This is a genomic window from Aquimarina sp. TRL1 (assembly GCF_013365535.1).
Taxonomy (GTDB): domain Bacteria; phylum Bacteroidota; class Bacteroidia; order Flavobacteriales; family Flavobacteriaceae; genus Aquimarina; species Aquimarina hainanensis.
This window is the reverse complement of sequence record NZ_CP053590.1, coordinates 3,672,201-3,696,349: the sequence shown is the minus strand read 5'-3', so window position 1 is coordinate 3,696,349 and position 24,149 is coordinate 3,672,201. Positions and strand designations below refer to the sequence as shown.

Sequence of the window (24,149 nt, the reverse complement as noted above, 5' to 3'; positions counted from 1 at the left end):
ATTAGGTCAAGTGCCGTAACAGAATATGTTTTGAATCGTCTTACTCCTAAAGAATAAGAAAATATGAATGAAAAGAAATTACAAAAAACGGGGGGAGTTTGTGCAATTCTTGAGGGACTTATATATATCGTTGCCTTCATTATTTACGGAGCAATACTAGTTTATCCAGATACCAATGCGAGTGCAAATGAAAGGCTTGATTTCTTAGCAGAAAATCATCTGATTTTTTCACTATTGACTTTTACAAGTTATATTTTATTTGGGATATTATTAGTGGTATTGGTTGTTGCAATTCATCACCGATTAAAAACTTACTCGGCAATTCGTTCACAAATAATATCAACTTTTGGAATAATTTGGGCTGGGTTAGTAATTGCAAGTGGAATGATCGACAATATAAGTCTCAACACTGTTATTGAAATGGGAAGTAAAGAGCCCGAAAATGCAATGTTAGTCTTTTCCGCAACTAATATCATTACAGAAGGTCTCGGAGGAGGGAATGAAATAGTTGGAGGAATTTGGGTCTTATTATTAAGCCTAACTGCCTTAAAGGGGGATTTGTTTTCCAAACCACTAAATTTTTTGGGTATTCTAGTGGGAGTGGCGGGAATACTAACTGCCTATCCATTGGATATTTTTACAGAAATTTTTGGAATAGGTCAAATAGTCTGGTTTTTATGGATTGGAGTATTCATGATACGTAAACCAATGATAGGAAGTACTAATTAAACTGTTTGCTAACACGGTGTATAAGCAAGTTGAACAGGATACAATCAACAAAAATGAACAACGAAGAAATAGCTAAAAAAATTATTCAACTGAAGAATGCAGACTTGGAGTTTCGTGACAAACTTATTCAAAACGGACAACTTGACGAAGGGTATAACGAAGAAATGGCGAATCTGCACAGCAGAAATGCAAAAATATTAGATGAAATAATTGACACAATCGGCTATCCAACAGTTGACAAAGTAGGTAAAGAAGCGAGTGAAGCAGCTTGGTTAATTATTCAACATTCTATCGGACAACCTTACTTTATGAAAAAATTCGCAGAATTATTGAAAATAGCTGTTAACGAAAGTAAAGCCGATCCTAAAGGTTTAGCATATTTGACCGACCGAATAGCTGTTTTTGAAGGAAAACCACAACTCTACGGAACTCAATTTGATTGGGACGAAAATGGAGAAATGAACCCTAATCAATATGATAACATAGCAAAGGTCAATCAAAGAAGAAAAGCTCTTGGTCTTAATTTACTTGAAGAACAAACGGAAATTATGAAAGAAAGGGTAAAAAACGAAAATAGACAACCACCAACTGATTTTGAAAAAAGAAAACAGGAAATCCTGGAATGGAAAAAAAAGGTAGGTTGGATAAGTTAAAATCAGCCTATAACAATTTATAAGCGTAATGCGGAAATAAGTACTCTAAATCAGATGGGGGAAATGTAATTCTGAATGGTTAGCTGAAAGTCAAACTCCTGAAGTAAAAAATATTGATAAAAGCGTGTGGTAACACTATATTAGTGATCATCCCAGCTATGTAATCAATTGACTTGGTTTGTGTATATTTATAAAGGTGCAATGCTTGCAAAAAGTTAATGTTAGCAATCAATGCGTAGAAAAACTCAACGCAGAGGTAACATTTTGCCCTGCTACGCTACTTATATAAAATGTTGTGCTTCATTATCAGAAACCGCTAATTAATGATAAAATTCTTTAGAAATATTAGACAAAACTCGCTTTCAGAAGGAAAAACTGTAAAATATTTAAAATATGCAATTGGTGAAATCATACTTGTCGTCATTGGGATTTTAATTGCACTCCAAATAAATAATTGGAATCAAAATGAACAATTAAAAAAAGATGAACTAAAGATTTTAAAAAGCATACAAGAGTCTATAAAAATCAATATTGTAGAGTTTAACCAGATTCTCACTGCTCAAATTCAAAGAAATGGAAGCTTACAAGAAGTTATCTTCATTAAGGTTTCAGACCTACAACTTAGTTACCTTGATTCTTTAATAACAACAAATGTCAGGAATCACACATTCGACCCTTCTACTGGTATTTACAACTCCATGATTAATTCGGGTAAAATAGAGTTAATATCAAATGATTCTCTAAAAAATAAAATATCCAAACTTTATGATAAAGTAAAAGATTATCAGGAAAGTGAAGATGAAATAACAGAATACACAAAGGAACATTTGGAAAAATATTTTATCAATAATTATAATATCAACCCAGAGGTTTTAGCTAGACTTAGAGAAAGAACTTATGAGGAAGAAAATAGAGATAGAATTTCATATACTAAAAATTTTAATTCACAAGAAGTTAGGAATATGTACATACTACTTCTTAACAAGATGAGTGATGTAATTACAAAAGGTAAGAGCTTAAAATCAGAATATCATAGTTTAGTTACGGATTTGGAGAATGAAATAGAAAACAAAAAATAACGAAAGTGCAACAGTGTATATGAAATCATAGCCGCCTATCAGCAATCAAAAAAAATTAAAAAAAATGTCCAATTGAATAGATTTCAATCGTCAGGTATATGATAATTATTTATGTTAACAATAAAAAAGATTAAAATGAAAGATTTTATGATGCTATTTCATAGCGAACCTACCCCTGACCTTACTCCAACTCCTGAACAAATTCAAGCTGAAGTAAAAGCATGGCAAGATTGGATGAAATCCATTGATGCACAAGGCAAACTCAAAAACCCTGGAGAGGCATTAGGTTTCGAAGGAAAGATAATGCACTCCGATGGGGCAATTACAGATGGACCTTATGCAGAAGTCAAAGAAATTGTTGGAGGCTTTATTATCGTATGTTCTGAAACGATACAAGATGCAATTAAACTTGCAGAAGGTTGTCCTGCCTTAGAAAATGGCGGAAAAGTAGAAGTAAGAGATATTATGAATTTTGAAGGCATGTAATCTTACAAGAAGGGTATAATGATAGACGATACTCAACTAATAGAAATTTTTAAGACAGAGTACAGTAAACTAATTGCTGTACTTTGTCAATATTATGGGGTAACTGAAGTGCAATTAGCGGAAGACATTGTATCAGAAACATTTTTAAAAGCAATGAAAACGTGGGCTCATAAAGGAGTTCCTGATAAGCCTACTGCCTGGTTAAGAAAGGTGGCTGTTAACAACTTAAAAGATTACTATAAAAGAAGTAAAATCTATAAGGAGAAAATTCTTGTCAATTTAGAATCAAAAACAAATTCTATCCAGCCTGAAGAAATTTCTAATGACATAGTTGAAGATAGCCAACTTAAAATGATTTTCGTAGTTTGCAATCTAAGAATACGTGATAAAGCAAAAATATGTTTGGCATTAAGAATCTTATGTGGATTTAATATTAATGAAATTGCAAAAGCACTTTTATCAAATGATGAAGCAATTAATAAGATTCTGTATAGAGCAAAAAAGAAAATCAGCGAAAATGGAATACTAAATACAAATCTCAAATTAGAAAACTACAATCAAGGATACGATACTGTTCTACGAATCATTTATCTTCTGTTTAATGAGGGGTATTATAGCAGTATAAGAGAACATAATGTACGTGAGGAAATTTGTTGGGAAGCACTAAGGTTGGCTTTGCTTTTGTCTAAAATACAAGTCGAACAACAAACTGCTGCCTATGCATTAATCGCATTGATATCCTTTCATTCTTCAAGAATTCATGCAAGAATGAACAGCTCAAACGAAGATTTACTTTTCAATGAACAAGACAGAGCTAAATGGAATAAACCTTTAATTGAGAAAGGTAAAAAATATTTGAACTTAGCATCCCATGGAAGCGTTATCTCCAAGTATCATTTAGAAGCGGCAATAGCGTTCTGGCATACAACGGATAACCCCAAAAAATGGGACAACATTCTTCAACTTTACGACAGATTGTTAACTATTGAGTATTCGCCAATTGTTGCATTAAACAGAGCTTATGTTTTATCTAAGACGAACTCTGTACATGAAGCTATTAAGGAAGCAAATAAATTAGAGTTAGATGGGAACAACCATTATTACTGTTTATTGGCAGAATTACATAAAATCAATGGTAACAATCAAATGGAAAGAAAGTATTTACGTGAAGCTTTAAAGTGTACGATCAAAAAAAGTGAACAGAATCTTATTAATAAAAAATTGGAAATAGCCAGCCGATTGCAATAGGTGATGACAGCATATATGTGATCATAGCAACTAAGTGATCAATCGATTGGTTGTTGTATATTTATGAAGGTTCAATGCTTGCCGAAAGTTAACGTTAGTAATTAATCCGTAGAAAAAACTCAACACAAAGGTAACATTTTGCCCAGCTACGCCACTTATAGTAAACGTTATGGAGAATTAAAATGAAAAAGGGCATACTTCTATATGTGTTAATAATTATTTGTTTTGGGTGTCATCGGACTACTAATACTGATGAAAAGAAAGACATCAACCTGCAGAATAACGCTCTAAATATTGATACCAGTCTTGAGGATACCCCTGAAGTTAAAGGAGATTTCACAATCTATGAGCATGATTTATCGATGTACAATGAGAAATACTTTATGAGCATTACCCCTCGTATAGATTCTGCCAAAAATAAATATGAAACTAACATTCTCTTAACCCAAAAAATTGACACCATTTTTAATAAGGTAATCAATATAGATTCACTTGGTAAAACAATATTGAAACATAAAATATTCGAGGACAGTACCGAACACTTCAAAATAGCTACGGAATATGAATTAAGAAAAGTTGTTTATCACGGAGTGAGAACAAATGACTTATACTTTGAAGCTGATATCGCATCTGAGACAAGACAAAAAAATCTAAAAATACTTTTTCAAATCTCATATCTAAACAAAGGAGAAACAGGGAAACTATTTGTGAATGGATTTAATGAAAAAGGCTTCGGTCCAAATGCGGGTGAAATAGAAAATGAAAGGAATAGAAAAGTTAAAAAAGCCACTAACACTATATAAAATTGCATTAAAACGCTTTTTAGAACTAAACCTTACAAACAATTAAAACATAAATATTGAATGAAAGTTATTACTAAAACTGGGATTTTATCATTTATTTTAATCTTAATTATGTCTTGCTCATCTAACGATGAAAGTATTACAGATGAACCAGTTACTCCAGAAAAAGCAACTATAAATTCCTATTCTGAAAATTATGGTTACAGTGGAGAAAACATTATTATTCGAGGAACTAATTTCACGAATAAAGTAGACAAAGTGAAAGTATTATTTGATAATACAGAAGCTGAAATTAATTCTGTAAACAATTTAGAAATAGATGTTAAACTACCTATTATCTCTAATACAATACCTGTTTTAAAAATAGAAATTGAAAACAGAATAATTATCAATAATGTTGATAATAAATATAATGGTAATATTGGAATACTTCCAAATTCCATAAATCAATGGCATAGTATCGATTTTAATATTTCAGATGACAGAATTTGGAGAACTCAAACTATTAATAGAAATAAAGCATATTTCTCATTAAATGATAATGGCGGCGGCGGTCAAGTCTATAGAACAATAGACGGAGGTCTATCCTGGGAAAGATGGGCTCCTGTTGGTTTTAATGGTACTTTTCATGCTACTTCAAATGATGAAGGGTGGAGTGATTTTTCTAATTTAAATAGAATTCCAGTAGGAGGTTCTGATAATTTAAATTTCATATTTGATAATCCTGATGACATAAATTCTGGAATTATTGCTACTTATGTGAACGATAATATGCAAAACGGAACAATAATAACTTCTGATAAAGTTGTATATCAGACAATAGATGGAATTAATTTTAATGAAACTTATAATAACTCTAGTGGTAATATTGAATTGTCACATTTTTTTGCTATCGATAATAATCACATATGGGCTGGCGGAAGGTCTTCTGATTCAAATAAACCACTATTACTTTTTTTGGATGATGGTATATGGACAGAAGTTGAAATAAATCTTCCTGGAGATAATGTTAAAGTAACTCAAATTCAATTTATATCTCAATCAATAGGTTTTATACAAATTTTCAGCCCAACCACTGGAAATAAACTATGTAAAACTATAGATGGGGGTAATACATGGCAAATTATTTCAGATGATTTTGAATATGGGGCATTTTCTTTCAAAAACGAAACTAGAGGATGGTGTATTAAAGATAAAGAAATATTCAGTACCACAGATGGTGGCACAACTTGGACATTAGAATATACCAACACTTCAAACTTTAAGAATATTTCTTATAACGATAATGTAGTTTGGGCTATTTCGCAGAATAAAGTCTTAAAATACTTTACAGAATAACTGTTTGTAACAATGGTTATAAGTAATTACTTGTTCTCGCCTACTTCTGAAAATCCTTGCGGATTTTCAGTTGGGTGTGTACTTGCTAAGTTAAATACTAACTCTCGCAACTACTCATAGCCGAGACCGTTGTGATGCATTAAACTGAATGAGAATATATAAAACACTAAATATTGGAGAATTTCACACAAATCATTGTGAGGATTTCTTAGTTGAGGAGCAAATTGGGACTAACGAAAAGTTGATTGCTGTATTGGATGGCTGTACAATGGGAACAGAATCAGTTTTTGCTTCTATTCTTTTCGGGAAAATTTTGCGAAATATTGCTAAAAAGAAATTTTACGAAGAATTTGTAGCTAATAACTCAATAGAATTAAAAGATAAACTAAAGGACGTTGTTAAAATATTGATTGATGAGACTAAACTACTCAAAAATCAACTCGGACTTGAAACGAATGAATTGCTCTCAACTTTAATAATTGGAATTATCGAAACTAAAGAATCAAAAGCTGAATTTCTGACTATCGGGGACGGATTGATTTGCAAAGATGGAGAATTATTCGAATATGAGCAAAATGATAAACCTGACTATCTCGGGTATCATTTAGCAGATGATTTTGAGAATTGGTTTGTTAATCAAGAACAAAAACTAACTATTTCTAACTTTAAGGATTTATCAATCTGTACAGATGGAATCTTTACATTTAAAAATCTTGAGAATAAATCTAAACAAAAATCAGAAAATGAAATTATCGAATATTTATTAATAGATAGTGAAGGTGCTGAATTTGATAATTTTCTTGATAGAAAAATTAGAACTCTAAAAGATAAATGGAATCATTTGGTGACGGATGATTTAGCTATAATTAGAATTAAAAACGACATTCATAATATGAATAACAATACATAGCTGCCCTTTGGGTCAGAAACGTTTGTTATATTTAACGTTGTACATAATTTGAGGAAAACTAAACGAAATTGACTGAAAAATTTGAACTTATTGCAGTTTTAGAAAATCCAAATTTCATGATGAATATCGGAAATGTAATAAGGAATATAAATGGACTTGGAGTTGACAAATTGTTTGTGATTGATGGACAAAAAAGACTTGAAGATAATCTTGAAGAGTTAAGACAAAGAAAATCATTGTTAAAGTATTCAAACGGTGCTGTAAAGTGGACTGATATAAAGGTATTTACAGAAACTAAAACTTGTTTTGATTTCCTAAATGAAAATGGTTTCATTTCAGTTGGAACTTCACCACATAACATTTGTAAAAGACAAGTTAAACTGACTGAATCTAAATTGGTTGAACCTAAACTCGCTATTTGGTTTGGTGAAGAATCGAAAGGGTTGAGTAAAATAGCAGCCGAATTATGTGAATACTGTTTGACAATAGATATAAAAGGAAAAGTTGAGAGTTTTAATCTATCTACAACAACCGGAATTGTAATGTATGAAGCAACTAAACAAAGAGAAAAAACTATACCCAGCAAAGTATAACAGCAATTACGGCAGATTCGACTACGTCCGAATCCACTCGGAATTGCCCGCGTCAGTGTGTAACCGAAAATTAGTATCTTAAAATCCGTAACCGACGGTTATACGAAACCATTAACAGTAATAACACAACAAATACTAAAAATGAGTTTAACTGAGAGACAAATTGAATATGGATTTAATTATTATTTCCCTGATGAAGCCAATAAGATTAAAAGTGTTGTTGAGTTAAACGAATTTAATGGAGAAAGAAAATTATCAATCAACTGTACTCAACTCGATTATTGGATTGAAAAAAATGGTAAAAAAGCTAAGGATAAAAAAAGAATTTTAGCTGAATGGTGCAGTTTCCTGCAAGAGAACCCAAATGCTTTTGACGAATTATATTTTGGCACCAGAATGCCTCAAGAATTGTTTGAAGCTGTTTGTCATCAGAGAGGTTTAAAAAGATTAGAGATTAAATGGGGAGTGTACGATTCATTGAAAAGTATCTCAAAATTAACCGAAATCGAATTTCTAGATATAGGTGCTGGATCGGCTGTTCAAAGTATTGAACCTTTGACTGAATTAAAAAAACTAAAAGGGCTTCAAGTTGAAAATTTTCAAAAAATATCTAATTACGAAGCTTTTTCAAAACTCATCTCGTTAGAGAGCCTTTTTATCGATGGAGATAGAACTTCACCAAAAAATATCCGAATTGAGAGTATTGATTTTTTAAGAAAAATGCCTCAATTAAAGTGCTACAGAATGCTTGCCGCAATTTTAGTAACTAAAGATTATTCCCCTATACTAGAGTTAAATAACCTAGAGTACTTAGCATTACGAGGACGTAGAGAAGTGAAGAAAATGTATGGTGATTTTGCAAAACTACCCAAATTAAAATGGGGATGGGGATGGAGAGAAAGGTAGATAACAGGGAATTCCGCTAACACTATACAAAAATGTCTTAAAACACATTTTACTCAAAACGTCGGTAATAATTTTAACCTAATTTTACGCAATGACAAAATTGAATTTGATATTAAGCTTATTATTTCTATTAACCGGATGTAGCTCAGATGACAATGGAAATGGAAATAATGAAAGGAATGGAACTCTTATTTTTGGTTGGTTTGCTGATGTTAACTGTTCTGGAGATTGTTCTACAATTTATAAAATAGATACTGAAGCTCTTTATAAAGACATCGATTTTGTTTATCCTGAAAACACATTTTTTAAAGGTAATTTTCAACTTATGAACAATGCAAATTATCAGGATTTTGAACCATTAAAAACTGAATTGCCTACTGAAATATTTAATGAACCGAATGGATATTTAGATTGCTCTGACTGTACCAATGAAAATGGTGGGTTTTATATAGAATATCAAGATGATACTGGTTTTCATAAATCCTGGCGTTTTAAAAATGCGGTATATCCAGATTATATAGAAAACTATAGAAATCTATTGCTTGACAAATTAGCGGAATTGAATAGTCTGTAGAAGTAATTTGCTGAAATAAAAAGTTATTCCCAACACCGTATAAAATTAATTGCTAGCTTTAATACTGAAAATACACAACTAATCTCATACAAATTCCTTAGATAGAATTAAAAGCTCAACTGAATAAACAGAAAATGAACAAAGTGCTACATAGTCTTTTTAAGAATGACAAGAAACTGAATCTCGAAAACCTTGATTATCTTATTTTTGGAAGATTCCATAGTGACAATTATGGAGCTTATAATATTTACAAATTGACTCATTCCGCATTATTTGTTGACAGAAGAGAAATATGGCACAATAAAAGGCATACTCAGGCTGGTTATACCTTTAAGGGAGAAATAATGTCTGAGGAGCAATTTCAAATTGCCAAAAATTTGATAAACCAGGTACCTAATAACATCCTAGATGAATCGTTAAAAGGATTTTACACCATTGGAAACAAAAATGAAGATAAATTAATATTAGAAGTATCTGATGGAAAACTAAAAAAGGAAATCACAATTGATGAGTATGAAATTGACACAGAAGAACTACCTATTGAGTTGAAAAAGTTCAGACGTTTAATAGAAAACAAGGTGAAACAGCTCGACCGAAAAAACGACACTTAATACAGTGTATAAAACATAGCTAATAAATACTAATTCCAAAGGTAAATGCTTATTTTCTAACACCGGTAAATTTTTAATTTGTTTTTAAAAAAGAGAAAAATTATATACAATTATGAAAACATTTTCAATTGTACTTTTTTTACTTATTGCTCAACTAAATTTCGGACAGACTGCCAAGGATTATTTTAATGATGAAGTCAAAAATGCACAGCGTAAAACTGCTCGGTCGATCATGACTGCTTTGGAAAAAGGAGCAACTGAATTAGCAATGAACTATTTTGACAACTCAATAAACGAGTTAAAGAGTAATCTTAGTTCTGTTTCATCCGAAATTTCAAAAGTAAAAGCTAAATCCAAGCTGTCTATAATTATTGTTTTTAATCAAGGGTATAACATTTATAGATGTAGATACTATAATGAAAGCGGAGAGCTATATCAAGTTGACTTATTCATGTCCGAGGGACAACCAAATTCTAAGGTTAGAAAGCTTAAAACAAAAAACTCTAAAGTGTTGAAAGCGGAACAGAAAAAACGAATAAAAAGCAATGATGCTCCACCTCCACCAAATTAAAAGAAATTAAAAACTATCTACAACATGATATATATGATCATAGCAGCTGAGTGGTAATTCAAAAAACTTATGGTAGAAAAAAAAGATGTCGAGAAGTTGATAATTCAGAATAAAAAAAGTAATCTGAAAAATCATTGGAAAGATGCCTTTTCTTATAATACCACTAAGTATAGTGGAGAAATAAAGCAAAATGAAATCTTAATTTGGAGATCTTCTATTTTTTTGAGATCAGCTTATCCAGTTTATCGTTTGACATTCGACCAACAAGCAAAACTAAGTGGAATAAAAACGGAGAAAAATCCTTATCACAAATTTCTGAATAAAATTACAATCGGATTTATAGTATTATTGATTTTAGGCTTAATATTAATAGCCAATTTTAAGGGGATTATCATTGGTGTAATAGTTATCCCTGTAATAGGAACATTATTATATCTATTTTCAGTTAAAGTCAGAAAATATGAGACATCTCTATTGACAGAAGAACTAAAAGAAACTATAGAAAATATTGAAAGATCTAATTATCCACAAATCGATACTAAACTAAAACAGAACGTTAATAGAAAGAAAGATAAAGAGTGGACTTTTGCTAAAATTATTACACGACTTCTCCTCTATCCTTTTTGCTTAGTAATTATTTATTTTTCGATAGTCGGATTAATAAAAGACGGACAATTAATTCGAGGAATATTCGCAATAGCTATCGCTTTGGCGTATCCAATTGCTGACATTCTGTTGATATTCAGAAAAAACAAAAACAGCTGACAATTTGTATATTGCATCTGTAGTCTTTGACAGGTAAACACAACATACAAAAGTCGTTATTTACAATTAGAGTGAACATTAGAAAATATCAGAAAAAGGACCATGCAGCTTGTATGGAAATAATTAAGAGTAATACCCCTGATTTTTTTGCAATCGAGGAGATTGCTCTTTTTAAAGAGTGGTTAATAGCACAAGAAAACGGATTATTAGCTTACACTGTTTCTGAAAAAGAATACTATTTCATACTAGAAAATAACAACGATATTCTAGGTTGTGCAGGATACTTACTTGTAGAGAATTCGAACGAAATATACCTTTCCTGGGGAATGGTCAAGCGTCAATTTCAAAAATTGGGATATGGTAAAAAGTTACTTGAATATAGAATCAAATCTATTTCCCAGAACTTCCCAGACAAGAAGATATGTTTGGCGACAACACAAGATATTGCGCCTTTTTTCGAAAAATACGGATTCAAAGTAATCAACATAAAACCCAAATTCTATTCCGAATCTTTAGATCGATATGAAATGGAGAAATCATAAACTGCATTAAAACCCAGCTTAACCAAAACGTTGGGCAACAGTTTGAGTTATCTCGAAATGTATGCGATTTGCGATAATACTTCTCTTTTAGTCAAATAGCATAAAAAACTAGTTATTTATCGTTTTTTTTCCTTCTAAGTAGATAAAAAAACAATCTTGAGCAAAAAATCAAAAAACTCGAATATTTAAAATCACCTTATTTATGAAAAAAATATTTCTATTTGTTTTGGCATTTGCTCACTCTTATAGCTACACTCAAAATCAAAATTTAGATAGCTTATTATCTAATTACGAAAAAGAAAATAATACAATGGGCGCTGTTTCCATTTTAAAAGATGGCAAGGAGTTCTTTAGTAAGGCTATTGGATATTCTAGTATCGAATTAGACAAAAAAAATAATGCTGAAACCAAATTTAGAATTGGTTCTATCAGTAAAACTTTTACAGCGACCATTATTTTACAATTAGTCGATGAAGGGAAATTGTCACTCGATAATTCCCTAAATAAATACTTTTCAGAAATTCCAAATTCAGAAAGAATTACCATTGCTGATATGTTATATCACAGAAGCGGAATTTATAATATTACTACTGAAAAAAACTTTGAAGTCTGGATTAGTAAACCTCGAAATAGAAAAGAAATACTAACTAAAATCAAAGAATACAAAAGTTCATTTGACCCTAATTCTAAAACACAGTATTCAAATTCTAATTATGTTTTATTGGCTTACATAGCTGAAGATATAGACAAACAGACTTTTGGAGAAATTATACAAAAAAGAATTGTTAATAAGCTAAATTTAAAAAACACTTCCTTTGGTAAGGATATCGATCTTTCTAAAAATGAAGCGATGTGTTATTATCTAGAAAATAGTATCTGGTACCCCATTGCGTTTCACACAAATTTAACAGGAACTATGGGTGCAGGTGGAATTATATCAAATGCAACAGATGTAAGTATTTTTTACAATGCACTTTTTACAGGAAAGTTACTTTCTGATGAAAGCTTGCAATTAATGACAACGCCCAAAGAAGGAATGGGAATGGGAATTTCTGTAGATAACTTTAATGGAATAACCGTTTATGGACACGATGGTGCCATTGATGGTTTTCGTTCAATGGCTGTTTACATTCCAAAATTCAAATCAACTATTGCTTTAACTTTAAATGCTTCTTATGGTCCTACAGGTAAAAAACTAATACCGATAGTTCAATTATATTTGAAAACTATAAATCAAAAATAAATAACACTTATCATTAGTTATAAGATTAAAAAAATAATACCTGCACAAAACACAACCAATAAACCTAGCAAAACACCATATATAATTTACTATTAGTTTAGGTCCTCTTAAGAAAATTCTCACGGATTTTCTATTAGATTTGTATTTACTAAATTAGATGTTCGAAATACGTAACAAATTAGATACAAGACCATTGCCATTTATTGCAAAGCGAACTCAAAAATAAAAACCCGAATACGATTTTAACTAAACAGCCCTATAATACTTATCAATAAATAAGCACTATAATTTATAGTTGTTAATTTGACTTACCATGAATTTTTCAATGTTAGCAATAACCACAATATTTATACTTTTCATTTCCCTTTTATTGGCACTATTCCTTTTAACAGTCAAAACTTCTAATAAAAAAGCGAATATGTTTTTAAGTGTTTATTTTTTAATTTTTGCAGTTCACATTAGTGTTTTTTTCTATTCTGAATATATCACTTTACCAGCTGTTTTAGAAATGCTTCGTGACCATATTGCTTTTTTCACAAGTCCCTTGTTATTTTTATATGTAGTATCTTCCATATATTCAGATTTTAAGTTACAACCTAAACATCTATTGCATGTACTTCCATTTGTAATTCAGGTATTCATTTTTTCTCCAAGGTTTTATTTCGCAAATACGAGTACAAAAAACTTCTTACTGGAAAATTTAAATGATACACCTGAAGGAAAATTATCTATAATTTTTGGCTTATCCATTTCTTTTTTTTATTTAATCGCGATGTTTCTAGAGTTAAGCAAATACAAACAATTATTGTTAGAAAATTATTCAAACAAATCTGTTTTTAATTTTAAATGGCTATATCAATTATTTATCTTGTTAAGTATTATTTTTTGTTTTTCATTTTTCAAACAGGTTTATAAATTATTCGGCACAGATGTAGAAATTTTAAACATTTCAAGATTAATACTTACTCTGATTTTAGTTGGCTTTTTTACTTGGATCGTTTTAAAAAGTATGTATCACCCTCAATTATTTAGAAATATTAATACAGATCATTTACTAATAAATAGTAATTCTGACCACAAACATATAAATAAAAGCACCAAAGATGATATTCATAAATTACTATCATTTATGGAAGATGAAGAACCCTATTTAGATGCCTCATTAACACTAAAAAATCTCTCTGAACAATTAGAGTTATCAAGTCATGAAATCTCAACACTAATCAACCGTAATTTAAATCAACATTTTTTTGATTTTGTTAATCAATATAGAATTAAGAAAGCAGAAAAAATGTTAGTTAATTCGAAAGAAGGCAAATTAACAATTCAGCAAATTATGTATGCTGTAGGATTTAATTCTAAATCCTCTTTCTATTCAGCTTTTAAAAAGCAAACAGGTGTAACACCTTCGGAATATAGAAAAGCAAGATAACTCCGCTTAAAGACTCTATAATATGATTAAAAAAGGTTCGACTATATAAAGTCGAACCTTTTTTAAGAACCATATGCTTTCATTTGTTTATCGAATAAAAACCATAACAATATGAAAAAAACATTTTTAATACTTCTATCTCTGTTTTCTATATGTTCAAGTTGTAAATCTCAAAACAAAAAAGAAAACAGAGTAATCATAAACAATAATAAATCTATTGAAATTTATAGTGATGGAATTGGTAAAGAGATAAAACAAATCATAGATAGAAATGCGAAAGAAACTTTAAAAGATTCTTTAATAAATTCCTTGTCAATTGGACTACACATAAACAATGTATCTTTTTGTTTTAATTATGGTGAATTAACAAAAGGAAAAGGAGATATACCAGCACATAACACTATATATGAAATTGCTTCAATAACAAAAACATTTGTAGGTTCTCTAGCCGCAAAAGCCGTTTTAGAAGGAAAATTAAGTTTAGAAGATGACATAAGAACATATTTACCCAGACCATATCCGAATTTAGAACATAACGGAAACCCTATTAAAATAAAGCATTTATTAACGCATACAAGCGGATTACCTAATGGAGTTTTAGGCACGAAAAATGAAATACGTCTTACCAAACAAAACGAAATTGAATATGCAACAATGCATTTAAGTCTTGAGGATAAACAAACAAAACCTAAATTCTTAACAGAGTTATCAAAACTTAAAATAACTGAAAAACCTGGTAAAACATTTAATTATTCGAATTCTGGAACCAACCTGATGGGATATATTTTAGAATTAGTTTACAACAGACCTTTTCAAGAATTGATATTGAGTGAAATAATATCAAAAGCAAAAATGAACGACACTCATTTTAATGTATCAAAAAACAAACAGAATAGACTCGCAAATGGTTATTTACTTAGTAAGCCTATGCCTAAGTCTAATCTTGCTAACACTCTCTGGGGCGCTGAAGGTGCCTTAAAGTCTACGACGTCTGATATGCTGAAATACATTCATTATCAATTTACAAACAATGAAATTGTTAATGAGTCTCATAAAAAAATATTTGAAATAGATACTGATTATTGGATAGGTTACTATTGGTGGATAATTAGTAATCAAAATTACGATTTACATTTTAGGCACGATGGCGGTATTTCCCGAGCAAAAAGTGTGCTTGTTATCTTTCCAAAAAAGAAAATTGGAATTATAGTTTTTACTAATCAGTCCTCAATAAGAGTAAATCAAAAACTTAATGACTTAACTTATAAAATATATAATGACCTCAATGATCATAAGTAGTATTTACTTTTAAAACTTAGATAATATTGAATTTGGAAAAGCAACAAAATGGTAATCGAGTAGACGGTTCTTTCCATAATTGAGAAGAGTATGCCTCACCCCCGTACGTACGGGTCTCGTATACGGTGGTTCATCAAGTCGAAGTTTGTTTCTTAATTAAGTAGTCAATCATGGGGACATAATCTTTCCTTTAAAGTCTGAATATGGTAATCATAACAAACAGTTCGAGTTTTAATAAAATGGTCTTTATATTTTTGGTACGACGTAACGCTTGCTGAGCGTAAAGTAAGCAACCAATGTGTAGATATGTCCCCAGTCAGGTAACATTTTAAGTTCCTATAACACATACAGTAAACGCTGCAGTCCATTACAAAATGAAATTATGAAAAAAAACGTATTCACTTTAAATTTTATAATCTGCCTGATTAGCTTTTCTTTTTATGGGCAAACGAAAAAAGATTCTATAGCAATTAGGCAAGTAGCATTAGATTATATTGAATCCCAACATAATGTAAAACCTGAGCAATTTGAACGAGCTGCTCATCCAAGAATGGTGAAAAGAACTTTTTGGATGAATAAAAAAACAAGAAAGGAATACTTAAGGGAAACTTTTACTGATGCAATGATACTACTAGCAGAAACTTATAATCAGGACAAAGACAAGTTTCCTGAGAACCCTAAAAAGGAAGTTATTATTCTTGATGTTTATGATAAGGTAGCTTCTGTCAAACTAGTAGCAGATGATTGGATTGATTATATGCACATTGTAAAATTAAATGAAAAATGGCAACTCGTAAATGTATTGTGGCAGTTTAATAATTCTGAAAAACATTAACAACAAAGCACTTATACCACAATTACATATAGCAAACGTTGTCTGTAATTTAACACAAAAAAAGTTTAAAATTAAAATAGTAACATGAAAAAACTATTATTCATTATTACTCTATTTTTTATAGTCTCTGGCTGTAAAGAGAAAAAAAAGGAAAATAAAGAAGAACAAACTATGGTAGTTGACAATAAAGAATTATATAATATTTATTACGAAGATAAAACAAGTTGGGATTCAGGCATTATAGATTCTGACTTAGACAGTATCCGAAGGATGAGGGTAAATCAACTGTTAGATTCTAATAAAATAAAAACAGCCAATGATTTTGAACGTGCAGCCATTGTTTTTGAACACGGAAAGGACTCCACTAATCTCAAAAAAGCCCTTAATCTGATAAAAATAGCTGTAGAAATGGATTCTACAATCAATAAAAAAACATACGCTACAATAACTGACCAATATTTATTAAGCATAGGTAAACCTCAGATATACGGAACAATATTTACAACCATGGATAATTATCTAATTAAACATGCTGAAATTGACACAACCCAAGTAACAGATAAAGAACGTATTTCATATGGAGTAGAAACATTAGCTGAACAGAAGGCTTCTATAAAAAAAGCAAATGATATAAGAGCTGAAGTAGTCAAGAGAGCAAATGAAAAATAAAAAACTAATAGTAATCGGTTTTTAATAACATCTTCGAAGGACTCTTTGTATTTTTTTGATTCTGGAAAAGAAGAACTTAAAAAGGGAAAAACAATTTTTAAATACAAAAAACTTATTCGATATATCATAACTGAAATAAATGGTTTCTATTTTTTAAATATGACCTCTTACTACTATGGAATCGAGATGTGTCCAATAGTAAATGTTACTAAAAAAGGACTGGAGATATTGAATTTTGGAAGTGAAAAGCATAGAATAATATTAAAAAAATCAAAAAATAACGGGTGGTATCAACACCTATAATTCATTACTGTGTAATTTCTTAACCGTACATTCTTATCTTGCAATAAAGGTCTGGTATTTTCTCGGAGTAGTACTCTCGAATGATCGTACAATGAAATCATCCCCCAATGTGTTTACATAATTTCTGATACAACAACAAACAATCATTTATAAAGACAATTTTGACAGATAACCTTAGTACATACTTTAGTTCTTTACATAATTTGAAAATATCAAATGAGCCTGTATTTGAATTAGAAAAGGGACTTTATTTAACAATAGACAATCATATAAAACAGCAGGTTTTAGGAAAAAATTCCGTTGGTGTTTTAGGTTTTCTAGAATATAAATCAATTTTTGATATTCCCGTATTAGCATTTGCTATTTCTGATAAAAAATTAAATCCAAAAACAGAAAAAAACGCGCTAGAAACATTCATTTTTAAATTACATATGTTTAACCATTGCCTATGGTTAGTAAAAGATAATAGTGTTTACAAACAAATATCGTTTCTTAAATATGGAAGAAACAATGATTGTTTCCACAGTAATTATATTGCACATATAAACTCAACAAGTAACGGAATTGGTCAGGTAATTCATTTTAATACTATTGAACTCGAAAAGGCCAAAAGTTTCTTCCCCAGATTATTAGAAATACAGACTAATGACAGTACACATCTAAATACCGAATTAACCGAAAAAAGCACGCGTATTTCAAGAGCTTTTTATTATTTGCAGGGAGCTCGAATGAATAAAGAAATTGGAATTAAAATTACGCTATATTGTACAGCTTTAGAATCATTATTTATTGATAATGGTAAACGCATTTATCAAAACCTGATTAACCGAGTAGCTGAATTCTTGACTGCTAATACGGAAGATTACAATTTTATTCGTTCCAAGGTTGCTAGAGCTTATGATGTAAGGTCTAAAACAATTCACGGAAACATCTTAGATTCAGAAGAATACAACCGACAAACAGAAAAAATCATTAACACTTCAAAAGATATTGATCATATTGTTAGAGAAGTGCTACTCAAAATTTTAGAATCAAATTCACTTACAGAAAAGTTTAATTCTAATAAGACCTATGCTAATTAAATAAATTAAAACAGCATATAACAGATGGGATAATTAATATAGGAGAGAGTATTAAAAGTTTAGTGTATTTTTATAAAGCCTACCAAATCTTTTTAGATTCCTCGTTAGGGAAATATGAAAAGAAGTTGGTTTTATGAATAAAAAAGATAAAACAAAATAAAAAGTTTTGACCAAGTGCTTCATCAAAAGTTAACTGCTTTTAATGCCAGTGCTAGCCACAGTCAAGACGCTACTACCTTATAAATAAACATTTTGAATGACAACAAAAAACAAGCTTTATCTTTTATTGACCGCTCTATTATTTGGAGCCATTTCCTGTAAAGAAATCAAGAAAGAAAAGATTGAAGAAACAGAATTATCTAAAGAAGTATTGCCTAAAGAAGGTAATATCTTCTCTACCCTGATTTCTAAAAGTGGAACAATTGTCTTTCAAGAATATTATAATGGAAAAACGGAAGATAGCCTTTGTGATGTTCAATCTCTGACAAAAGGTATTATGAGTATTCTTATTGGTATAGCAATTGACAAAGAGTACATTAAAAATGTAGATGAGCCTATCGCACAGTACTTCCCGAACGAGTTTAAAAATGTAACAGCCAAAAAAAAGAACCTGATTACAATTAGGCACATTTTAAACCAAACATCAGGTCTATCTTGGAAAGGATATTTAGAACACGAAAAATGGCTGAACAGCAAAGATCCCATTTCTTTTGTACTAGACAAAGATTTAGAATATGAACCTGGCAAAAATTATAATTACAATTCTGGTGCTACACATTTATTATCAGTAATTATAAGTAAAACCACAGGAAAAACAGCTTTAGAATTCGGAAATAAAGTGCTGTTCCACCCTCTGGATATAAATCTGATTAATTGGCAAAAAAGGAATAAAGGCTATTATGATGGAAGTGGACTTGGTCTTAAAATGAAACCAATTGATTTAATTAAAATAGGTCAATTATTAGAAAAAAATGGGATCTGGAATGGAGAGCAAATAATATCAAAAAAATGGATCCAAAAACTATTTGATGAAAATGAAAAGTCTAAAACAAAATGGGGGTTAAGAAATTCCAAACACGGATTTTGTTGGTACCATTCTGAATTTAGAGGAAATAAAGTTGATTACGGAATGGGATACGGTGGGCAATTCATAATTATGATTCCTGATATGGAACTAATTATTGTTACTACCCACAATCATGACACGCCAAACGGAATTGAACAACAAATGAAGTTTTTGAATGAAAAATTACCAAAACTGATAGAAAAATATGGTAATTAACAATAATAACCGTTGTACAACTATCCTTTTTGGTATTACTTTAAAATCCCGAACAAAACCACAAACACTTTACTACTAAAAATCGATTAGTTCTGTTTGCGCAGAAAATAACATAAGGATAATTCTAAAAAAAATTAAGTTAAGTAACAACTACACCATATATATGACCATAACAAACAGTTCGAGTTTTAATAAAATGGGGGTTCTATTTTTGATAAGATGCAATACTCCCTGGGTGTAAAAGTTAGCGATCTACGCAGAACAAAGTCAATGATTTGGTAACATTTTGCCTTGCCACGACATATATAGTAACCATTCGTAATAATTACTGAAAAAATGAAAGTACAAATTAAACTTATTTTAAATATTATAATTGTCCTAACATTTTTAGGATGCTCAAGTGATAATGATAGCAATAACACGATTGACGAAAATAATTCTGAGCCTGTCGAAACTTTAACAATAACTAGTTCTAAGAGCATATCGAACACCCCTTTTTCTATGCCTAGAGAAGCAATTATTTTTGATGATGACCTATATGTGGTTAATGAAATGAATACATATAAATATGATTTCAGTTCTAATAATTGGGAAACAGTTAATACAAATAGTGTTGGAGTCGCTCTCTTCCCGTATTTTGACTATAATGTTAGCTTTATTAGAGAAGGAAAATGGAACATTATCAATGAAAATGCTTTATGGACTTTTGATTTCTCGACTAATAACTGGGAAAAAATAAAAGAATTTACTGATAACGCTTTAATATCCTTAATTGGAATATATCACAATAATTCACTTTTTTTATTTTCAGACATATTCGACAAAGTATACAAATATGATTTTGAGAACAATACCCTGATTGAACACAGTACATTTGACCAAAGAAAAAATTATGGACAGTTAGTCAAGTCTGTTTTTAAAATAGGAGAAACTTATTATTTCACAAAACTATCTAACTATAACAAAATTTCAATATACAAATGGACTGATAACTTTACAAAGTTCCAATTACTCAATGAATATCAATCAGAATACATAGCTCAAGGAGCCGGTTTTGTTTACAATGATAATATTATTTTTGGATTAGGAGGAGAAGCTGCCGTTGGCAATAATGATAAATTCTATTATTACAATATTACTACCAACGAGTTTAAGGAAGTTAAAAATAATTTTTATGAAGGTCGATATGTTTCTATCCCTGTAAAACACAACAACAAGTTTTATTTAATTGGAGGGCAAACAATTACAAACAACGAATCTATTTCCAGAGAGACATTAGATCAAGTTGTTTTTGAATTTATAGAGGAATAATAACTGTTCCTGACAATACCTAAACTACACTTGACCAGATCGCTGTAAAACATATTGAAGACAACAATGAAATTAATGTTAAAAACCTTAAAGTGGATTGGTAAAATTTTAGGCGGACTTATAATGTTGATATTACTATCAGGAGTATGCTTTCGGTTATTTAGTTCAAACCCCACTCCTCCAGGAAAATTAGTGGATGTTGATGGAACCAAACTTCATATAAGAGCCGAAGGCCCAAAAAATAATCTACCAACCCTTGTTCTAGAATCAGGAGCAGGAAATGATACAGATGTGTTTCATTGGGTTGCAGAAGGATTAAAAGAAGAATTGAGAGTTGTCCGTTATGATAGAGAAGGAAAATGGTTTAGTGAACCTAGTAATGACAGTATTACATCAGAATTTTATGCTCACCAATTACATAAATTACTAGAAAAAAATGGTGAAAAACCACCTTATATATTAGTAGGTCACTCTATGGGCGGTCCTTATAACCGCATATTCAGAGACTTATATCCAGATGAAGTAAAAGGGCTTGTTTTTCTGGATTCGAGTCATCCCGAACAATGGAAACGATTAGCAGAGAATGGATTGTTTGAAAAAAATCAAATGAAAACTATAAAATACCTTGCAATCCTGTCCGATATAGGAATTATGGGAGTTTATAATGTAATAAGCACTCCAAAAATTATAGATGATAATTTGCCAAAAGATTGCCAGAATCGCAAACTGAGCCTTACTGCTTATTCCGGGGATGTCTACCGCAGGTATCTAAAGGAAAATGAAATAAATGAAAATATACTTTCGCGAGCAGGTCAAGCAAGTAAATTAGATTCATTACCCGTTTTGGTTTTTACCGCAAATGAACAGTATGGAGAATCTCAAATATGGTTTGAAATGCAAAAAGAGTTAAAAGAACTATCCACTAAAGGAAAACAGTTTTATATGGATGCAACTCATGGTTCTATAATTACAAAAAAAGAGAATGCTGAAAAAATTAACAAAGAAATACTTTTAATGGCTAAAACAATTAATTAGAAAAGTCAAAAGCATATGCTTTATAACAACGGTAACGGTTACACAACTATTTTTTTGATATTAAATTAAAATACTGAGCAAAACCGTAAACATTTTATCACTAACAATAACTAAGGATGACTCTTAAAATATTTTGGGTCGGGCAACAATCACAATCAACATATGAGTAAATTTTTAAAAATCATAAAATGGGTAGTAATTATAACATTTTCATTCATAATTTTATCCATTTTATATCTTCGTTTTTCAAGGTTTTCTGATAAAATGATTTATCAAATGAATGGAACCGATTATGCAGAATTTAGAACCGACTTGAATCATGAAGAATTTTATTTTGATGTAGATGATGATGTGAAATTACACGGAGTACTTTTTAAACCTGATTCAATTGCTTCGGTAGGAACAATTTTTCATTACTCTGGAAAAGGAATGCATTTAATGTCTTCTATTCAAGAATCATACAAACCCCTTTTGAAAAAAGGATTTCAAATTTTTTGTTTTGAACGTAGAAATTTTGGAAAATCAAATGGCGATGCTACTAATTCTTTAACTTTAAAGAAAGATGCTTTATTCATTTTTGATGAAATTATAAAATTGGATAATGTTGTAAACAAACCAATTCTAATATGGGGACAATCATTAGGTGGAGCATTTGCCTCTATGAATGCTAGTGAAAGACAAGAAAAAATAAAGGGTTTGGTATTAGAAGGAACTTTTAGTTCATTTCCTGATATCGGAAAAGTTTATGCAAACGCACTGAATTTAGAAAATTTTAAATGGATAGTTCCTTTGATAATGAATAATGATTTCCCTACGGAAGAAAATATAAAAAAATTAACGATCCCAACTGTGATTTTACATAGCAAATCCGACAAGCAGGTTCCATATGAATTGGGAAAAAAGATATTTGAAAAAGCAAATAAAAACAATACTAGATTCTGGGATATTGATAGTAAACATATTATGGGAATTTATGATTATGAGGAAAAATATGTCGGAGAGTTTATAAAAATGATAGAAAAATAACGACTACAAACAATGGTAACCGTTTCGCAACTATCTTTTTGATACTATGCTAAAACACTTAATAAAAAAATAAATCATGTAACAGTCACAAAGTATAAACTGCTAGCAAATAGTAAAGAATAACAAATTGAAGTTTACATTCCTTATCGTAATAGCCTGATTAATCTGTTTAGATATCTGCCAATTTCACTAACAAATTTTAAATACATTTGATCATGCAAAAATTACTTTTTCCTGATATAAAAAAAACGCCCAATATAACACTAAGTGATAAGGCTAGTTGTTACGAAATGATCTGGGAAGATGGTGGTCATATCGATCAAAATATTTATGATTTATCCAACTTAGAGTTCATCTGTGAAGGTCCTCCCCCTAAAAAAAAGATTGACTTATTGATAAGTGATATAGGATGCCCATTAGTATCAGAACGTCTAAAGGATAAACTACAGGAAGAAAAAATTGAAAATATTCATTTTTATCCAGCTCAAGTTCTTAATTCTTATAATAAAGATCATTATTCAAATTTTTATGCTTTAAACATTTCAAAATTAGAATCATGCATAGACACAGAACAATCTGAATTCAAGGGAAGAATAATAAATGGAAAACTTAGAGGGATTAGAAGAATCAATAAACTCATTTTACAGCCTACAACTTCTGCTATTTGCAGAGTAACCTTTTTTAGGAGATTGATTGTTGTTTCCGATCTAGCCTTGACTGTTTTCAATGACAGCTCGTTTTCCGGTATTAAATTAATTGAACCTAGAAGATGGGATGGGTTTAGAGGAGAAAAACAATAACCTAAGTCATTTGCCAACACTGTG

General features: G+C 30.3%; 26 protein-coding genes. All 26 read left to right on the top strand.

The window, feature by feature from the left end:
* The first annotated feature begins 63 nt into the window (after positions 1-63).
* Positions 64-729: a DUF4386 family protein gene (locus tag HN014_RS15205; protein ID WP_176029705.1), complete on the top strand. Its 666-nt coding sequence runs from the start codon at positions 64-66 to the stop codon at positions 727-729.
* Positions 730-782: 53 nt separating this feature from the next.
* Positions 783-1,382: a DUF6624 domain-containing protein gene (locus HN014_RS15200; protein ID WP_176029704.1), complete on the top strand. Its 600-nt coding sequence runs from the start codon at positions 783-785 to the stop codon at positions 1,380-1,382.
* 323 nt (positions 1,383-1,705) lie between these two features.
* A complete protein-coding gene (locus HN014_RS15195; protein WP_176029703.1) occupies positions 1,706-2,461 on the top strand; it encodes a DUF6090 family protein in 756 nt (251 codons plus the stop codon).
* A gap of 135 nt (positions 2,462-2,596) precedes the next feature.
* Positions 2,597-2,947 (top strand): YciI family protein, encoded by a 351-nt coding sequence (locus HN014_RS15190; protein WP_176029702.1) that lies wholly within the window; start codon positions 2,597-2,599, stop codon positions 2,945-2,947.
* Positions 2,948-2,965: 18 nt separating this feature from the next.
* Complete coding sequence (locus tag HN014_RS15185; RefSeq protein ID WP_176029701.1) at positions 2,966-4,195, top strand: RNA polymerase sigma factor; 1,230 nt, start codon at positions 2,966-2,968, stop codon at positions 4,193-4,195.
* A gap of 182 nt (positions 4,196-4,377) precedes the next feature.
* Complete coding sequence (locus HN014_RS15180; protein ID WP_176029700.1) at positions 4,378-4,998, top strand: hypothetical protein; 621 nt, start codon at positions 4,378-4,380, stop codon at positions 4,996-4,998.
* A gap of 60 nt (positions 4,999-5,058) precedes the next feature.
* The gene (locus HN014_RS15175) at positions 5,059-6,336 is read left to right on the top strand and encodes an IPT/TIG domain-containing protein (protein ID WP_176029699.1); all 1,278 of its coding nucleotides are present in this window, start codon (positions 5,059-5,061) and stop codon (positions 6,334-6,336) included.
* Positions 6,337-6,484: 148 nt separating this feature from the next.
* The gene (locus tag HN014_RS15170; protein ID WP_176029698.1) at positions 6,485-7,246 is read left to right on the top strand and encodes a protein phosphatase 2C domain-containing protein; all 762 of its coding nucleotides are present in this window, start codon (positions 6,485-6,487) and stop codon (positions 7,244-7,246) included.
* A 68-nt stretch (positions 7,247-7,314) separates the two neighbouring features.
* Positions 7,315-7,839: a TrmH family RNA methyltransferase gene (locus HN014_RS15165; RefSeq protein ID WP_176029697.1), complete on the top strand. Its 525-nt coding sequence runs from the start codon at positions 7,315-7,317 to the stop codon at positions 7,837-7,839.
* Positions 7,840-7,980: 141 nt separating this feature from the next.
* Positions 7,981-8,745, top strand: coding sequence for a leucine-rich repeat domain-containing protein (locus HN014_RS15160; protein ID WP_176029696.1), 765 nt, complete (start codon positions 7,981-7,983; stop codon positions 8,743-8,745).
* Between the two features lie 91 nt (positions 8,746-8,836).
* The gene (locus HN014_RS15155) at positions 8,837-9,319 is read left to right on the top strand and encodes a hypothetical protein (RefSeq protein WP_176029695.1); all 483 of its coding nucleotides are present in this window, start codon (positions 8,837-8,839) and stop codon (positions 9,317-9,319) included.
* Between the two features lie 134 nt (positions 9,320-9,453).
* Complete coding sequence (locus HN014_RS15150; RefSeq protein WP_176029694.1) at positions 9,454-9,930, top strand: hypothetical protein; 477 nt, start codon at positions 9,454-9,456, stop codon at positions 9,928-9,930.
* 112 nt (positions 9,931-10,042) lie between these two features.
* Positions 10,043-10,501, top strand: a complete 459-nt coding sequence (locus HN014_RS15145; RefSeq protein ID WP_176029693.1) for a hypothetical protein — start codon at positions 10,043-10,045, stop codon at positions 10,499-10,501.
* Positions 10,502-10,570: 69 nt separating this feature from the next.
* Complete coding sequence (locus HN014_RS15140; RefSeq protein ID WP_176029692.1) at positions 10,571-11,266, top strand: hypothetical protein; 696 nt, start codon at positions 10,571-10,573, stop codon at positions 11,264-11,266.
* Positions 11,267-11,379: 113 nt separating this feature from the next.
* Positions 11,380-11,808 carry a GNAT family N-acetyltransferase gene (locus HN014_RS15135; RefSeq protein WP_176029691.1) on the top strand — a complete coding sequence of 143 codons (429 nt, stop codon included), beginning with the start codon at positions 11,380-11,382 and terminating at the stop codon, positions 11,806-11,808.
* 202 nt (positions 11,809-12,010) lie between these two features.
* The gene (locus tag HN014_RS15130; RefSeq protein ID WP_176029690.1) at positions 12,011-13,051 is read left to right on the top strand and encodes a serine hydrolase; all 1,041 of its coding nucleotides are present in this window, start codon (positions 12,011-12,013) and stop codon (positions 13,049-13,051) included.
* 325 nt (positions 13,052-13,376) lie between these two features.
* On the top strand, positions 13,377-14,483 hold the full coding sequence (locus HN014_RS15125; protein WP_176029689.1) for an AraC family transcriptional regulator: 1,107 nt from the start codon (positions 13,377-13,379) through the stop codon (positions 14,481-14,483).
* A 111-nt stretch (positions 14,484-14,594) separates the two neighbouring features.
* A complete protein-coding gene (locus HN014_RS15120; RefSeq protein ID WP_176029688.1) occupies positions 14,595-15,782 on the top strand; it encodes a serine hydrolase in 1,188 nt (395 codons plus the stop codon).
* Between the two features lie 382 nt (positions 15,783-16,164).
* Complete coding sequence (locus HN014_RS15115; RefSeq protein WP_176029687.1) at positions 16,165-16,617, top strand: nuclear transport factor 2 family protein; 453 nt, start codon at positions 16,165-16,167, stop codon at positions 16,615-16,617.
* An 84-nt stretch (positions 16,618-16,701) separates the two neighbouring features.
* Complete coding sequence (locus HN014_RS15110) at positions 16,702-17,286, top strand: DUF6624 domain-containing protein (protein WP_176029686.1); 585 nt, start codon at positions 16,702-16,704, stop codon at positions 17,284-17,286.
* Between the two features lie 464 nt (positions 17,287-17,750).
* Positions 17,751-18,671, top strand: a complete 921-nt coding sequence (locus HN014_RS15105) for a HEPN domain-containing protein (protein ID WP_176029685.1) — start codon at positions 17,751-17,753, stop codon at positions 18,669-18,671.
* Positions 18,672-18,927: 256 nt separating this feature from the next.
* Positions 18,928-19,953 carry a serine hydrolase gene (locus HN014_RS15100; protein WP_176029684.1) on the top strand — a complete coding sequence of 342 codons (1,026 nt, stop codon included), beginning with the start codon at positions 18,928-18,930 and terminating at the stop codon, positions 19,951-19,953.
* 336 nt (positions 19,954-20,289) lie between these two features.
* Positions 20,290-21,264, top strand: coding sequence for a hypothetical protein (locus tag HN014_RS15095; protein WP_176029683.1), 975 nt, complete (start codon positions 20,290-20,292; stop codon positions 21,262-21,264).
* Between the two features lie 66 nt (positions 21,265-21,330).
* Entirely contained in the window at positions 21,331-22,299 is a 969-nt protein-coding gene (locus tag HN014_RS15090) for an alpha/beta fold hydrolase (protein ID WP_176029682.1), read from the top strand.
* Between the two features lie 276 nt (positions 22,300-22,575).
* Complete coding sequence (locus HN014_RS15085; protein WP_176029681.1) at positions 22,576-23,325, top strand: alpha/beta hydrolase; 750 nt, start codon at positions 22,576-22,578, stop codon at positions 23,323-23,325.
* A 215-nt stretch (positions 23,326-23,540) separates the two neighbouring features.
* A complete protein-coding gene (locus tag HN014_RS15080; RefSeq protein ID WP_176029680.1) occupies positions 23,541-24,125 on the top strand; it encodes a DUF1629 domain-containing protein in 585 nt (194 codons plus the stop codon).
* Positions 24,126-24,149: the final 24 nt, after the last annotated feature.

Coding starts and splice junctions, on each gene's coding strand:
- HN014_RS15205 (WP_176029705.1), top strand. CDS start 64: ATGAATGAAAAGAAATTACAAAAAACGGGGGGAGTTTGTGCAATTCTT.
- HN014_RS15200 (WP_176029704.1), top strand. CDS start 783: ATGAACAACGAAGAAATAGCTAAAAAAATTATTCAACTGAAGAATGCA.
- HN014_RS15195 (WP_176029703.1), top strand. CDS start 1,706: ATGATAAAATTCTTTAGAAATATTAGACAAAACTCGCTTTCAGAAGGA.
- HN014_RS15190 (WP_176029702.1), top strand. CDS start 2,597: ATGAAAGATTTTATGATGCTATTTCATAGCGAACCTACCCCTGACCTT.
- HN014_RS15185 (WP_176029701.1), top strand. CDS start 2,966: ATGATAGACGATACTCAACTAATAGAAATTTTTAAGACAGAGTACAGT.
- HN014_RS15180 (WP_176029700.1), top strand. CDS start 4,378: ATGAAAAAGGGCATACTTCTATATGTGTTAATAATTATTTGTTTTGGG.
- HN014_RS15175 (WP_176029699.1), top strand. CDS start 5,059: ATGAAAGTTATTACTAAAACTGGGATTTTATCATTTATTTTAATCTTA.
- HN014_RS15170 (WP_176029698.1), top strand. CDS start 6,485: ATGAGAATATATAAAACACTAAATATTGGAGAATTTCACACAAATCAT.
- HN014_RS15160 (WP_176029696.1), top strand. CDS start 7,981: ATGAGTTTAACTGAGAGACAAATTGAATATGGATTTAATTATTATTTC.
- HN014_RS15155 (WP_176029695.1), top strand. CDS start 8,837: ATGACAAAATTGAATTTGATATTAAGCTTATTATTTCTATTAACCGGA.
- HN014_RS15150 (WP_176029694.1), top strand. CDS start 9,454: ATGAACAAAGTGCTACATAGTCTTTTTAAGAATGACAAGAAACTGAAT.
- HN014_RS15145 (WP_176029693.1), top strand. CDS start 10,043: ATGAAAACATTTTCAATTGTACTTTTTTTACTTATTGCTCAACTAAAT.
- HN014_RS15140 (WP_176029692.1), top strand. CDS start 10,571: ATGGTAGAAAAAAAAGATGTCGAGAAGTTGATAATTCAGAATAAAAAA.
- HN014_RS15135 (WP_176029691.1), top strand. CDS start 11,380: ATGGAAATAATTAAGAGTAATACCCCTGATTTTTTTGCAATCGAGGAG.
- HN014_RS15130 (WP_176029690.1), top strand. CDS start 12,011: ATGAAAAAAATATTTCTATTTGTTTTGGCATTTGCTCACTCTTATAGC.
- HN014_RS15125 (WP_176029689.1), top strand. CDS start 13,377: ATGTTAGCAATAACCACAATATTTATACTTTTCATTTCCCTTTTATTG.
- HN014_RS15120 (WP_176029688.1), top strand. CDS start 14,595: ATGAAAAAAACATTTTTAATACTTCTATCTCTGTTTTCTATATGTTCA.
- HN014_RS15115 (WP_176029687.1), top strand. CDS start 16,165: ATGAAAAAAAACGTATTCACTTTAAATTTTATAATCTGCCTGATTAGC.
- HN014_RS15110 (WP_176029686.1), top strand. CDS start 16,702: ATGAAAAAACTATTATTCATTATTACTCTATTTTTTATAGTCTCTGGC.
- HN014_RS15100 (WP_176029684.1), top strand. CDS start 18,928: ATGACAACAAAAAACAAGCTTTATCTTTTATTGACCGCTCTATTATTT.
- HN014_RS15095 (WP_176029683.1), top strand. CDS start 20,290: ATGAAAGTACAAATTAAACTTATTTTAAATATTATAATTGTCCTAACA.
- HN014_RS15090 (WP_176029682.1), top strand. CDS start 21,331: ATGAAATTAATGTTAAAAACCTTAAAGTGGATTGGTAAAATTTTAGGC.
- HN014_RS15085 (WP_176029681.1), top strand. CDS start 22,576: ATGAATGGAACCGATTATGCAGAATTTAGAACCGACTTGAATCATGAA.
- HN014_RS15080 (WP_176029680.1), top strand. CDS start 23,541: ATGCAAAAATTACTTTTTCCTGATATAAAAAAAACGCCCAATATAACA.